This is a genomic window from Geobacter sp. SVR, from assembly GCF_016865365.1.
In the GTDB taxonomy this organism is placed as follows: domain Bacteria; phylum Desulfobacterota; class Desulfuromonadia; order Geobacterales; family Pseudopelobacteraceae; genus Pelotalea.
The window spans coordinates 755632-768785 of the sequence record NZ_AP024469.1; the positions used below are offsets into that span (position 1 = coordinate 755632).

A 13154-nucleotide genomic window follows, 5' to 3' on the forward strand; every position below is an offset into this window, starting at 1 on the left:
CAGTTTCCGCGCCAGCCGGGCAATCTCTTCGGCGGGGATGCGGCTGACCGAATCGTCCCGGGAATCGGGTTTACGCAGATTGATAGCGGATGCAGTTTCCAAGATCAGGTTGCGTTCCGTGGGACAGATGCAGACCGGTGTGGCCCCGAACAGAGTAATGGAGGGGATCCCGCAGGCCCAGGCGATATGGGTTGGTCCGGTATCCCCGCCGATGACCAGGTCTGCCCGTCCGATGGCTGCCTTGAGCTGGTTGAGTGTCAGGGGCGGCAGGACCCGGACATGGGGCGACTGCTCCGCGATCTGTTCCGCAACGGCGCGTTCCTGTTGATTTCCTTAGGGTAAACCCCGGCTCTGCCGGGGACCCCAATAGTTTGACAGTTCCTGAAATATGTAGAAGCCTCCCTAACGTGAACCGCTCAAAGTACACGAAAAGGAGGCTTCAATGGACGACACACAAAGTTTATGCCACACGAAATGGGATTGCAAGTATCACGTTGTATGGATTCCAAAATGTCGCCGCAAGGTGCTGTTTGGTCGAATCCGGAAATATCTTGCCGACTTGTTTCATAGTCTAGCCAGGCAGAAAGAGTGCAAGATAGTGGAAGGGCACCTTCAACCTGATCATATTCACATATTGATATCGATCCCACCAAAATACTCCGTTGCACAGGTGATCGGTTTCATCAAGGGCAAAAGTGCAATCCATATTGCGCGAATGTACCTTGGTCAGAAGAAGAACTTTGCTGGTATGAGCTTTTGGGCACGTGGCTACTTTGTATCCACTGTCGGTGCTGACGAGGAAACAATTGCCAACTACATCAGGAACCAGGAAGACGAAGACAAACGTCTGGATCAATTGACATTTTTGCCCGAAGAATGACCACCACTCGTGGTGGTCAGATAATCTTTTGAAAAAACCGCTTCGAGCGGTTCACGACTTTGAAAGCCCCCGGCTTTGCCGGGGATGCTTACTGCCGTGGCAAACGAGGATGTTTTCCCCCAGCAGTTCCGCCAACTGGACAAAGCCCTCCGCTGGATAGTTCTTGTAACCGGCGCTGGTCCCGACCACGAAGATGATGTTGCGCCGTTCCCCCGAGAAGTACCCGGCCGTTGCTGCCCCGTCCTCCGGTCCCCAGAACAGGTAGGGCTGGGGAGGAGAGAGGTCGCTTGGCCGGAACTCCAGCCCAATGCTGCGGGCTGCCAAGGTGGCGTAGCGACAGGTTGCCGGTTCTTCCAGAGGGACCGGGATGGTGTGATTGTAAAACAGTCCGGCCAGCGATTCCTTGCGTATCGTGCGACTGAAACCGTAGCGGGGGCCCCCCAGAACAGTAGCGACAGCCGCCGATTTTATCATGCCGTGCAGATCGATGACTGCATCAAAGGGGCCGTGGGCGGCCAGGGTACGGTAGGCGGCGGCCAGGGCAGCCGCGAGGGGGCGCCGCGATTTCAACCCCTTCAGATCGACCTTCACGACCTGTTGGATATCGGGATGGTGGTCGAGAATCTCGGCAAAACGCTGGTCAGCCACCCAGGTGATGCGGCACTCCGGCAGGCTGCGGCGGATGACCTGCAGCGAGGACATGGCGAGAATAATGTCCCCCAGGGAGGTCAGCCGGACAAGGGCGATATTCATTCCTGGTCCCGCGTGCGGTACAATTCGGGGTTCAGGGCAGGGTCGTTGTACATTTTGAACTGCTTGTAGAGTTTCATTCGCTTGCGGCCGGCCCGGTAGTCCTCCAGCAGATAACCAAGGGCCTCGTAAAGGTCGTGGCGCTGGAGTCTGAGCACTCCCAGACGGTGCAGCGAGCGCTGACGATGCTGTTCGTCGATGTCTTCGCGGCGGCTGTCCTCATCCATATGGTAGACCTTGAGCGACATGATCGATATGCGGTCAACGATGCTGCCGGGGGTCTCGGAATTGATCACTTCCGTCGGAGATTCGGGAACGGTTTTCGAAAGCTCCTCCAGAATAGCCTCATCCAGTTTTTCGATCAGGTCGTTGCGCTGCTGGTTGAGCCGGTCAATGGCCCGTTTGACGGCAGCAATGGCGCTGTCGTCCACGTCGGTACGGCGCGCCTTGTCTTCCTCGTGCCACAGCAGGTAGTTGCGCCAGGCCAGTTCCAGGGCGATCGGGTTGACGGCTACATCCAACCCGTCGAATGTTTCGGGTTCAGTGTGCCAGAAGGTCAAGTATCGATCGAAGCTCTCTTCCAGCTTCGTAAGGTTTAGTCGGGTCAGCATGCCAATCCTTTCGTTTCAGACATCAGGTATCAATTCTACTACAGCGCCGAAGACGGCGTCCACGGAAATGCTGGCACGACACTCTTCGTCCCGTTCGCAGGAGGTCCGGCCACAGCCCGAGCACTGCATGGGCGCCTGTATGGAGCGATGCATATCTCCGGAGGGGGCATAGGCTGCCCCATTAGTGGCGCGGTAATAGGAAACGGTGGGGGTGCCGACTGCAGCGGCCATGTAGACCGGGCCGGTATCGCCGCCGATCACCAGATCGACCCGCTTGATCACCGGAATCAGCTCGCGCACGGTCAGCCAGGGTAAAAGTCGCACGGAGTCGCCTATCTTCTGTACTATCTCTTCTCCAAGAGCCTTTTCTGCCGGGCTTCCCCAATTGATCACAATGGTCGCTCCGGGATATCTCTCGCTGATTTTGCGGGCCAGGTCGCACCATCCCTGGGGATTCCACAGCTTTGTGCTCCAGGTGGTCCCAACCTGGAAAAAGAATACCAGGCCATCCGGCAATCCCACCATAAAGCGGTCGGCTGAATCTTCGTCTTCCTGTGCCGAGTAGATCATGCCGGCCAGCTGCATCTCCCGGTAGTCGCGGCCAAAGGGAACGCTGACCACGCGCAGGTAGCGATCAGTGACATTGCGGTCGCAACTGCGGAACGGTATCTTGCGCGTGGTGAACAAGGCATTCAGCTTTTCCTGCAGCACTTCGCGGGTAAAACCGATTCGGTGGGCGGCACCGCTGAGCCAGGCGATCAGACCACTTTTCAGGTTACCCTGAATGTCGAAGACCAAGTCGTAGGGCTGCCTCTGGAGCGCCTCCCGCAAATCTCGCAGATCCTGGCGCGTTTCGCGGGAGAAGGGGGCCTTGCGCCACTTCTTCGTCCTGACGGCATGGATGCGGGTCAGCTCCGGATTGTGCTCCAGAACCGGCAGGAACTGCTCCTCGACGACCCATTCGATCTCAACAGTGGGAGAGACCTGCCGCAGATAGTCGATGATCGGCAGGGCGTGGATGACGTCGCCAAGGGATGAAGTTTTAACGATCAGGATGCGCATGTAATAGAAAAGGGGAATTCCGTTCGATTTTTTGTTACGCAAGGCCTGCATTGCGCCATTTTACAAAATAAATTAGTAAACCAAGTACAGGTTCCGGGACAAGGGCAATGACAGAAAGAATTACCTGGGAGTTCATCAATCGGTTCACAATTTTCGCATGTGAAAATTGTCGGAACATGGCCACTCATTTGGGGAATCGTACGGAAGAAAAAATCTTCCATGCGGCTTTCCAGCTCGAATGGGTATCATCGGCATAGTACACATCTTTCTCATCCCGTTCCAGTTCTTCTCTCAACAGAGCTTTGGAATCGATGAAGGTGTAACGCTTTGGTAACGGACGAAGAAGTTCAAAGAAAGCGCTCTCAGGATAAGGCTTGGTTTCCAGCCAAGGGGCATACAGGGTGTACTTGTTGACGAATGGCAGAAACACAAGGCGAATACCCCGCGAGGTCAAACGGTCAGAAAGCTCGTTCAAATTGTCATTTATCCGTCTTACGTCCTCGGCAGAGGGTAGTGAACGGTAGGGTAGATACAGAAGTTGGTTGGCGGCATGCGCCGAAAAAAAGGACCTTGTCAGTCTCGCCTTGTAGACCTCGCCGAATAGTGCATGCTCTGATGCGGGATAAAGCATATTGAATGTCAGGAATTTGAGGTTACCACTGTTGATGAAGGGGACCTGGGGGAGTCTGCCATAATGATCCACCCTTGGGCGCTTTTCCAGTTCGCTCATACTGATAGTCTGATCGAAATCAATATGACGGGCAAAATTTTTCCAGCTGGTTTCCGTGAAACTTACCAGGACGTAGCGTGCGTGCGAGTGTTCGATGAAACCGTTGTTCAGCAACGTCACAATGGTTGAAATAAAGTCCATGCCCTCAATGGGGTTGGTGAGATTCAGTACTTCCAAATTGTTGATGCTGGCAATGTAGTCCTGGTAGAAACGGTTGTATCCCTTTCCACCGCCATTCGAAAAAGAATCGCCGATGGTGATCATGTCGACCCGACGGCCATCGTAGTCCTTAAGGTGTATGTGCTGGCGGGGGAGATCCGTCGTGTTATGACGGTACATCTTGGACTCGGGGACATATCCCATGCGGGAGAGGTCGCCGCCATCATAATTGCGGTCGGTTATCAGGTCTTCAGTGGCCGACTTCCAGATTGCGTAATTGCCTGCCACGAAAAGGGCCAGAGCTGTGACAAAGGTGAGAACTAAGCGACGATACATGTGTGGATCCTAGAACTGGAAGTAAAGGAATTCGCTCACCTTGTTCATGCCGAGAAGCGACCAGAAGGTGACGATCAGCAGCAGGGTGAGCCAGCTCCAGGTGGGCCGCACGCGGGACACGATTTCCAGGGAGTTTTTCCAGCACACGGCGATCAGGAGCGCGCAGAGGACCATGATCCAGGTCTGGTCGTTCCCCTTGATGGCGTCGAGCCAGCCCCCGAAGGTGATTCCCAGCTTCGCGAGGAATGTGATCTTGGCCAGCGAGCGGTGCAGCATGACCCCGTTCATGCCTGCCATGCCGTGCAGGATGGCCAAGGCACTATCAAGAGATTTGGCACGGAAGAAGATGAAGGATATGTTGACGAAGTTGAAGGTGATCAGCCATCCCAGGAACCGGGGCATGGGCAGTTTGCGCTTCTTCCAGATGTGATTCACCACCAGCCCCAGCCCGTGCATCCCCCCCCAGATGATGAAGGTCCAGCCGGCGCCGTGCCAGAAGCCGGAGATCAGCATGGCCAGAAAGACGGCCACCAGCGAACGGGCGAAAGTGACGCGCCCGAAGGCACGCAGGATGGGGGTATACAGATAGGTGGTGATGAAATTGGTCAGGGTGATGTGCCAGCGTTTCCAGAAGTCGATCATCCCGGTGGCTTTGTAGGGGCTGTTGAAGTTTATCGGGAGATTGATGTTGAACATCCAACCGATGCCCACGGCCATATCGCTGTAGCCGCTGAAGTCGAAGTAGAGTTGAAAGGTATAGGAGAAGCTTGCCAGCCAGGCCGGAAACAGGGTCATTGGCTGGGTAGCATCGAAGCCGGCCGATGCCCATTGGGAGAATGTGTCGGCCACGACCACCTTCTTGAAGAGTCCCAGGGAGAACAACATCAGTCCCAGGTACAGGTTTTTCCAGTTGACCACCTTGTTCCGCAGGCGCTCGAACTGGGGCATCATCTCTTTGTGGTGGAGGATCGGGCCTGCCAGCAGATGGGGGAAAAAGGTCACGAACAGGGCATAGTTGAGGAGATTTCTTTCCTCCACCAGCCCCTCATAGGCGTCTACCAGAAAGGCGATCTGGGTGATGGTGAAGAAGCTGATTCCCAAGGGAAGCACGATCCTCAGGAACGGCAGGTGCGTCCCCAGGAGCCCATTGGCGGTGCCGATGAAGAAGTCCATGTACTTGAACCAGCAGAGCAGGGCGATGTTGGCAACGATACCGGTGACGAAGATGGCACGCTTTGAGACGGCCTTTTGCCCGTTCTCGTCGTATTCGACCAGGAGTCCGCCAATAGTATAGTTGAACAGGATCGAGCCCAGGATCAACGGCAGGTACTTCACGTTCCACCAGCTGTAGAAGAAGAGCGAGGCAAAGAGCAGCCACGATTTGGCCGCGATGGTCAGCCGCCTGCGCAGCAGTGCAAAGTAGACCAGCAGCGTCAACGGCAGAAAGAGAAAGAGGAATTCGAAGGAGTTGAAGAGCATTGGCCTGTGTGTTCCTTATTTAGCCAATTTCTTGTTGATCAGGTCCAGCATGTCACCGACGTTTTTCAACTGTTGCAGTTCACCCAGGGCAAACTTGACCTTGAATGCGAGTTCAAGGGCAATTACCAGGTTCATATGGGTCAGGGAGTCCCAGGCCTCGATGTCATCAGCCGTGGTGCCGCGTTGCAGGGTTATGGCGGTGTCGTCGAAGACTTCACGGAATATGGGGTCCAGCATGTCCAGGGTCACCATGATACTCACTCCTCCAGTGTGGATGTATCCCCGGCATCCTGGCCGAGGTAGCGCGCTTTGAGGACGCGTCGCATGATCTTGCCGCTTTTGTTCTTAGGCACTGCTGCCACCGGCAGCACCTCTTGGGGAATGGCAATCGACGACAGACGATTGGCTATGTGCAGACGAATCTTGAGCTCAAGTTCGGGGGTATAGTTTATACCGGCGTGGAAGGCGACAAAGGCAACCACCTTTTCGAAGAGCAGGTCGTCCGGCGCGCCGATCACCCCGGACTCCGCCACCTCGGGCAGTTCCAGCAGGGCGCTCTCTACCTCGAAGGGGCTCACCAGGTGGCCGGATGTGTTGATGACGTCGTCGCTGCGCCCCAGGAACCAGTAGTAGCCGTCCCGATCACGCCACGCCATGTCACCGGTGTGATACCAGCCATTCCTGAACTTGCTGGCATAGGCTGAATTGTTATTGAGATAGGAGACGAACATGGAGTCCCATCCCGCCCGGAGACAGAGATGCCCGTGCTCGCCGTCGGGGAGTATGGTGCCGTCATCGGCCAGGATCGCGGGTTCGATACCAGGGAGCGGTTTCCCCATCGAGCCGGGGCGGATTGCCAGGCCGGGGCGGTTGGCGATCATGATGGCGCCGGTTTCGGTCTGGAACCAGGTGTCGTGGATATCCTTTCCCAGCATCTCTCTCCCCCACGTCATGACCTCCGGGTTGAGCGGTTCTCCGACGCTGAAGATGCTGCGCAATGCGCTTATATCAACCCTGCCGAAGATCTCCTGTTCCTCGCGCATCAGCATGCGCAGCGCCGTTGGGGCCGTATACCAGACGGTAATTCGTTCGTTCTGCAGCAATTCGAACCAGTGAAGGGCGTTGTAACCGCCGCCGAAATGAACCTGAGTTACCCCCAGGCTCCAGGGACCGATGATGCCGTAAGAAGTGCCGGTAACCCATCCCTGGTCGGCTGTACACCAGAAGACGTCGTTGCTGTGTAGTCCCAGCACCTCTCGCGTTGTGCGGCTCTGGTGCAGGATACTGCCGTGACGGTGCAGCACCCCCTTGGGCTTGCCGGTGGAGCCGGAGGTGTAATGCAGCATTGATGGCGTGTCGGGGGGCGTGAGCGGCACTGCGAACCCGTCGGATGACGCGCCCATCAGGCGCTGCCACGAGAGAACGTCATCGCCAAGATCTTCGGTGATGTCGGTGAGGATAACGGCCCTGAGGGCCGGCAGCTGGCCGCGGATGCGTTCGATTTTGCGGTACAGGGACTTACGGGTTATCACCAGCCGGGCACCGGAGTCACCAAGCCGGTCGAGTAGGGCATCCTCGCCGAAATTGGAAAAGAGGGTCCCGGTGATGCACTCTGCCTTGAGGCCGCCCAGAACGGCGGTGAACTGCTCGGGCGACTTGGGGAGGAAGGTGAAGATCACCTCTCCCCTGGCCACGCCCAAGGACCGCACCACATTGGCAAAACGGTTGGAGAGTCTGTCCATATCGGCAAAGGTATAATCGGTTCGCTCGAAATGGGGCGAGACCCAGCGCATAGCTACCTTGTCACCCAAGCCAAATTCGTATTGCCGACCGGTGCAGAGGTAACCGATATTGCAGTTTCCCATGTCTATCTCATTTTTGTCATGAATCATTATGGGGCCGAAGGAATTACGCAGGTTACCTTTTCAGCCAGAGCGACTTCCAGGATCGCTTCTTTCTTGGCACGAGATCCAAAGAATAATCCCAGTTCGATTGCTTGATTATGCCGAGATAATTCTGTGCGAGGATCTCCTCGTTTTCGCCGATCTCCAGGCTTTCCTGATACTGCTCCTTATAATGGTATACCTTGAAGAGCGGCTCAATCGGCATCAGGCGTATGGGGGCATAATGGAGCACCGCCTCCCCGTACCAGAGCATCTCATTGGGAAACTCCCGGATCAAATCGGCAAAACTTTTGTTTGCTGGCTCAGCATACCCTTCCGTCAAGCGTTGCCAGACAAGTGACGAACAGATGAGCGGCGTGGGGCCGAAGTCGTAGATGCGCCCTGGGCGATTGAAATTTTCTTTGGCCTGGAGGCGATCCTTTGCGAAGTTGTTTCTGATCTTCTGTTTGTCACTGCGCGCTGCAAAATCGAGGAGGTCTCTTCCCTCGTGCATGACGGTATAGGGCGTCTCCCCATCAAACATGAAATCTGCAAGAGAAAACGGTCTGATAAAATAGGAATCCGAATCGATCATCACATAATTGCGGCTGATTCCCAGGCGCCAGAATTCCGACTTCACCACCTGTTGGAGGAGCCCGCCCCGCATTTCGTGCATCAGATCCAGGGAGTGCCGGGGGTTTGCCGCAAGTATCTCCTCATCCCTCAGCACCGTGCAGTCCAGCCCTTTGAGCTGCTCCGTGAACAGTTCCATGTCGGCTGTCGGCACGGAAACGTAAAAGGGGATATGATCCGCGTTAAACCTCTGGATGCTCTCCGCCAGGGCTTTGGCGCGCAGTACGTCGTTTCTGTAGGATTTGCAGTAAAGAACCAGCGTCTCCATGTCAGGCCGCTCCCTTTTGAACACGCCCCGCCAATGCCACGATCTGCGCGACCGCATCCTCAACCGTGAACGGATTGGAGAACTCCGTATCCTTCAGTTCATCGCTTTCCCATTGCCTGAAAATCTCCAGAAGTGCAGCCTGCAGTCCCTGGACATCCAGCGCATTGACCGCATGATGCCCCCGCTCCGCCATGATCCGCTCCAGTTGAGGGTTGCGCCAGATCAGTCCTAGCACCGGTCGTTTTGTCCAGAGGTACTCGAACAGCTTCGAGGGGATGTATTCCTCGCAGAACGGATCGCTGCCGTGCAGGAGCAGCAGCACATCGGTCTGCCGCATCGCCTCCAGAACCTGTTGGCGTCCGCTCTTACCGGTTGCGGGATCGGTCTCCAGCCGACCGTGCTCCTTCACTGTGCCGGGGAGAGGAAAGCGTTCCAGGGCTGCCCGGGAGACCCCGTCCAGCTTTGAACTGTACACATCAATCTGCACCATGTCCCGATACTGCGGGTGCTGCTCAAGGAGGCCGTGCAGCGCTTCGAAGAAGATGGCCAGGTTGCGGCTCTCTGCCAGGGAACCGCAGTGTGCGAAGTGCAGTTTATCCCGCTTCCGATAGGCAGCACTCTGGAAGTCGGGGGTGCCCACTCCGGGGATGATCATGTGTCCCCGTTCCCCCAATACCGGATTGCGCTCTCTGGCCCTGGCCAGCGCCATCTCGGTGAACCACCAGGCCGCGGAGGCATGACGGCAGATCATGCGCTCCAGATATGCGGCCCATCGATAGGCCATCCGGCTTCCCCTCCACTGATCATGGATCATCGGGTCATGCAGCTCGGCGATCCATGGAATGCCAAAGTGCCTCGCAAGCAGATAGCCCGCGAAATGGGCGGAGTTTGCCCCTCCAGTGGAATAGATGATGGCGGGCTTGTGCTGTTTGATGAGACGAGCCCCTGTGAAGTAGGCCATGACGAACCAGGACCACTGGCTTTCCAGGTGAATGATTGCCCGCTCCAGCAGGTAAAACGGCAGCAGTACCAGCGACACCAGTCCTTTGACAATCTTGAATGCGGTCCGGTTGCGGATGTGCTTCCTGAGTATGTGCCGCATGTCGAACTTGAGGCCAGACGGGGCGATGGCCGGCACTTGGTGGTGCTCGACGACACTATCCTTTGTCCCGGTCTGGGCGCTTACCACGACGGGGGTGACCCCCTGGGCAATCAGGAGCGGAATCTTATCGGTGATGGTCTGGCTGGCAGCCCGGCCGTCCATATTGAAGCCGTGGGACAGGATCAACCATGTTCCGCGGTAGCCCGGTTTACCGGCATCATTGTTCATAACGGAATTCCCTTTTCTTTTCCTGTGGCAAGGCTGGCATCCACCGCCGCCAGCACCTCTTCCACCGAGATCTCCTGCAGACAGGGACTGGGGGACAGTCCATCGTCGTTGCACCCGGCCTTGCCACAGGGGACACAGGCCAGATCCTTCTGCACCACCACGATCTGCCCCCGTTGCAGCAGCCCCCTGGTCGATGGGCTGGCCTGATCGTCGGGGGCGTTGTTGCACCAGGGGAACCAGCGGGTCGTAAAGGTCGGGCCGTAGAGCGCAACCAGCGGCACCCCGGTGCTTGCCGCCAGGTGGGTGACCGCCGTGTCCAGCCCCACATAAAGTTTTGCCTTCCCCAGCAGGCAGGTCATCTGGTTGAGGTCCAGCTCTCCGGCGATGATGGTGGGCCTGTGCCGGCACAGCCCAGCGGCCGTTGCGAGCTGGGCCTTCTCATCCCGAGATGGGGACGAGGTCCACACCGGGTGCAGGCCGTAGCGTTCGACGATCTGATCGCTCACAGCGGCAAACCGTTCGAAGCTCCAGAACTTGTAGATCCACCGGGCAAAGGGGTGCAGTACGAAGAAATGGTCCGCTACCCCGCGTTCGTCCAGGATGCCGCGTACCATGGCCTCATCGGATTCGTCCCAGTACACTTTGACCGTGAGCCGCTCGTGGGGGATCTCCAGCGCCTGGGCAACGGCCCGACAATGCCGCGCCACCGGAACGTCCTCCGGGAGCGGGAGCGGATGGGTCAGCAGGAGTCTCTTCCACACCCCTTTCCAGAAGCGTCCCTGGTCATAGAAGCCCACGCGGCTTTTCCTGCCTGCCAGGAGCACCGCAATGGTGCCGCGGTCCGAGGCGTTCATGGTGATGGCCAAGTCGTACTGACCGAATATCTCCCTCTGATATGTGTTCCGTTGTCGTTCAGTCTTCGATCCGGTATGGGCATACAGCACCCTGCGTACCCGTGGGTCCCGCTCCAGGAATTCGCCGGTACCGCGGGCCACCAGGAGGTCAATGGCAGCTTCGGGGAATGCCCCCTTGAGCAGCCCGATCAGCGGGGTGGTCAGGATGACATCCCCGATCAGCCGGATGTTGACGATCAGAATCGACCGGGGTGCCGGGATCATGGTCTGCTCCCGCCTTGCAGCTCACGCAGTTTCATATACTTGGCAAAGGTCAGCACCGCAGTGGTTACGGCTATCTCGAAGCCTTCGACGCCGTCCATGAAGCCCCGGCGCAGCAGATAGGTCTTGAAGAACGCGAACAGCGGCCGTACCGTCAGGTCGAATACGGTGCAGCGCTTGCCCCGGTCGAACATCTGGCGGGCCGAGAGGTCGCTGTAGTGGTTCAGCTTGACGAACAACTGGCCGAGCCCGCTGAAGGAGTAGTGCAGCAGGTGCCCACGACAGTCGGCGGTGGTCCCCTCGGTCACCACCCGCTCATGGACCGGGCTGTCGGAAAATTGTGCATTTCTGCGGTTGAAAAACCTGATGGTCCGGTCCGGATACCAGCCGCAATGTTTGATCTCCTTGCTCCCCAGGAAGGTTCGGCGAGGCACCGTGTAAGCGTCACACGTGGTTTCCTGCGAGAGGATCATGGAAATTTCCGCCGCAAGCTCCGGCGTGACCCGCTCGTCGCAATCCACGTTCAGGATCCAGTCGTGGCTGGCCAGATCGACCCCTGCCTGTTTCTGGGGGCCGAAACCGCGCCAGGGTATGAAGTGGACCCCGGCGGTAAAGCCGCGAGCGATATCGCAGGTGGCATCGGTGCTGCCCGAGTCGATCACCACGATTTCATCTGCCCATGCCACGCTCTGCAGGCATGCCTCTATGCGCTCTGCTTCATTTTTTGCGATAATGACAACCGAGATGGGCCGCCGGTTATTCATACACTCCCCTGAGTTGTTATCAGACCGTCAATTCCCGGAACAGATACTCGGCGCTGTTTCTTTTCTGTAATTCGCGGCCGGCGACAATGGCATTGTCGCGATAGTACTCATAACGCTCCATGACGCGCTGTACAGCGGTCAGCACCACTTCAGGTGCCGATGATTCAATCACTGCACCGGCGTCGAATTCGGCAACAACACGGCCCATCCATGTCCCGGACAGGGTGACCACGGGGCTGCCTGCACTGAGTGCATCCAGCGTTACGCCGCTGATGCGGTCGGCAAAATCCTGGCGCGAATAGAGCTGCAGGCAGATCGCCCCGCTGAAGAGCCGTCGGTACTCGGCCTGATGCAGGGTTTCGGCATACCGTTCAAGGTTGGGGTAGGCGATGGCCTCCAGCCGCGCGAGGTCCTGCATGGTCGTATCATCAAATTTGGCGTAGTGAGCGGAGGATGTTTGCAGGCTAACAGGAATATGTTGCCTTGTTTGTGCCAGCAATGCCACGAAATCGACCACCGCGCTGAATCCCTTGTCGCGCCTGGCAGCGCCTGCAAACAAGAGGCGCCTGAATGCCTGATGCTCCGCCGGAACCTCTCCTGGAGCGAGCGGCGTGATCGGATAGGGGACAAGGCGCGTATGGGCGAAACCGGCAGCTCGGAACTCCTCAAACACCGAGGCTGTGGGGGTGAGGACAGTGATCCCGGGTTGGCGCTCAGCCAGTTTTTCGAGCTGGCGGCGCTTGCCCGGTGAAGGTCTGAACCAGTGAATATACAAAAAAACCTTGTGAGGCGGTATTTCTCCCCGGCATGCCAGATTAAGCAGTATCAGGTCTGTTCTGCCGGCTGTCGAGATAAAGAGACGCCCCGGTTGCCGCAGCAGGGTATGGTACAGCCAGAATGCCTGCAGTCTTCTGAATGTGCGAAAAAAGAAGCGTCTGGTACAAACACCCGGGGGGAGTGAGATAACGGCTCTGTTTCCGTACCATACGGTGAGGGGATAGGTGCCTGCCGCTTGACACAGGCTGGTCACGAAACTATAGCAATGCCCCGCTTCTCCCTCCAGAGTCGGTTCAATGATGTGGAGCATCTCCTGCATGTGCTACATCCAGTCGTAGCTGATAATAGTTGTGGAGAGGATAACCCTGGCCCCGGCA

13 protein-coding genes and 1 pseudogene are annotated in these 13154 nt (G+C 57.2%); 1 reads left to right on the forward strand and 13 read right to left on the reverse strand.

Going from position 1 to position 13154, the window contains the following annotated elements:
- Nucleotides 1-147: 147 nt before the first annotated feature.
- Nucleotides 148-318 (reverse strand): annotated as a pseudogene (locus GSVR_RS22325) (glycosyltransferase family 9 protein); the annotation flags it as partial.
- A gap of 124 nt (nucleotides 319-442) precedes the next feature.
- Here GSVR_RS22325 and tnpA point away from each other — a divergent pair.
- Entirely contained in the window at nucleotides 443-880 is a 438-nt protein-coding gene (gene tnpA, locus GSVR_RS03590) for an IS200/IS605 family transposase (protein ID WP_173196373.1), read from the forward strand.
- 51 nt (nucleotides 881-931) lie between these two features.
- Here tnpA and GSVR_RS03595 read toward each other — a convergent pair whose 3' ends face one another.
- The 12 genes from GSVR_RS03595 to GSVR_RS03650 all read right to left on the reverse strand — a co-directional run bounded on the left by GSVR_RS03595 (nucleotide 932) and on the right by GSVR_RS03650 (nucleotide 13096).
- Nucleotides 932-1633 (reverse strand): glycosyltransferase family 9 protein, encoded by a 702-nt coding sequence (locus GSVR_RS03595; RefSeq protein WP_203978781.1) that lies wholly within the window; start codon nucleotides 1631-1633, stop codon nucleotides 932-934.
- Nucleotides 1630-2241, reverse strand: coding sequence for a DUF4254 domain-containing protein (locus tag GSVR_RS03600; RefSeq protein ID WP_173202086.1), 612 nt, complete (start codon nucleotides 2239-2241; stop codon nucleotides 1630-1632). The genes GSVR_RS03595 and GSVR_RS03600 overlap by 4 nt, the downstream gene beginning before the upstream one ends.
- Before the next feature lie 15 nt (nucleotides 2242-2256).
- On the reverse strand, nucleotides 2257-3345 hold the full coding sequence (gene waaC, locus GSVR_RS03605) for a lipopolysaccharide heptosyltransferase I (RefSeq protein WP_239077445.1): 1089 nt from the start codon (nucleotides 3343-3345) through the stop codon (nucleotides 2257-2259).
- 142 nt (nucleotides 3346-3487) lie between these two features.
- Nucleotides 3488-4528: a hypothetical protein gene (locus GSVR_RS03610; protein ID WP_173202085.1), complete on the reverse strand. Its 1041-nt coding sequence runs from the start codon at nucleotides 4526-4528 to the stop codon at nucleotides 3488-3490.
- A 9-nt stretch (nucleotides 4529-4537) separates the two neighbouring features.
- Nucleotides 4538-6007, reverse strand: coding sequence for an MBOAT family protein (locus GSVR_RS03615; RefSeq protein ID WP_173202084.1), 1470 nt, complete (start codon nucleotides 6005-6007; stop codon nucleotides 4538-4540).
- Between the two features lie 15 nt (nucleotides 6008-6022).
- Entirely contained in the window at nucleotides 6023-6259 is a 237-nt protein-coding gene (locus tag GSVR_RS03620) for an acyl carrier protein (RefSeq protein ID WP_173202083.1), read from the reverse strand.
- Nucleotides 6260-6264: 5 nt separating this feature from the next.
- Complete coding sequence (locus GSVR_RS03625) at nucleotides 6265-7872, reverse strand: AMP-binding protein (protein WP_239077446.1); 1608 nt, start codon at nucleotides 7870-7872, stop codon at nucleotides 6265-6267.
- Nucleotides 7873-7924: 52 nt separating this feature from the next.
- Complete coding sequence (locus GSVR_RS03630; RefSeq protein WP_173202082.1) at nucleotides 7925-8791, reverse strand: DUF6492 family protein; 867 nt, start codon at nucleotides 8789-8791, stop codon at nucleotides 7925-7927.
- Between the two features lies 1 nt (nucleotide 8792).
- Nucleotides 8793-10121, reverse strand: coding sequence for a glycosyltransferase (locus tag GSVR_RS03635; RefSeq protein ID WP_173202081.1), 1329 nt, complete (start codon nucleotides 10119-10121; stop codon nucleotides 8793-8795).
- Nucleotides 10118-11239 (reverse strand): glycosyltransferase family 9 protein, encoded by a 1122-nt coding sequence (locus GSVR_RS03640; protein ID WP_173202080.1) that lies wholly within the window; start codon nucleotides 11237-11239, stop codon nucleotides 10118-10120. The genes GSVR_RS03635 and GSVR_RS03640 overlap by 4 nt, the downstream gene beginning before the upstream one ends.
- Entirely contained in the window at nucleotides 11236-12000 is a 765-nt protein-coding gene (locus GSVR_RS03645; RefSeq protein ID WP_173202079.1) for a glycosyltransferase family 2 protein, read from the reverse strand. The genes GSVR_RS03640 and GSVR_RS03645 overlap by 4 nt, the downstream gene beginning before the upstream one ends.
- Nucleotides 12001-12019: 19 nt before the next feature.
- A complete protein-coding gene (locus GSVR_RS03650; RefSeq protein ID WP_173202078.1) occupies nucleotides 12020-13096 on the reverse strand; it encodes a glycosyltransferase in 1077 nt (358 codons plus the stop codon).
- Between the last annotated feature and the right edge of the window lie 58 nt (nucleotides 13097-13154).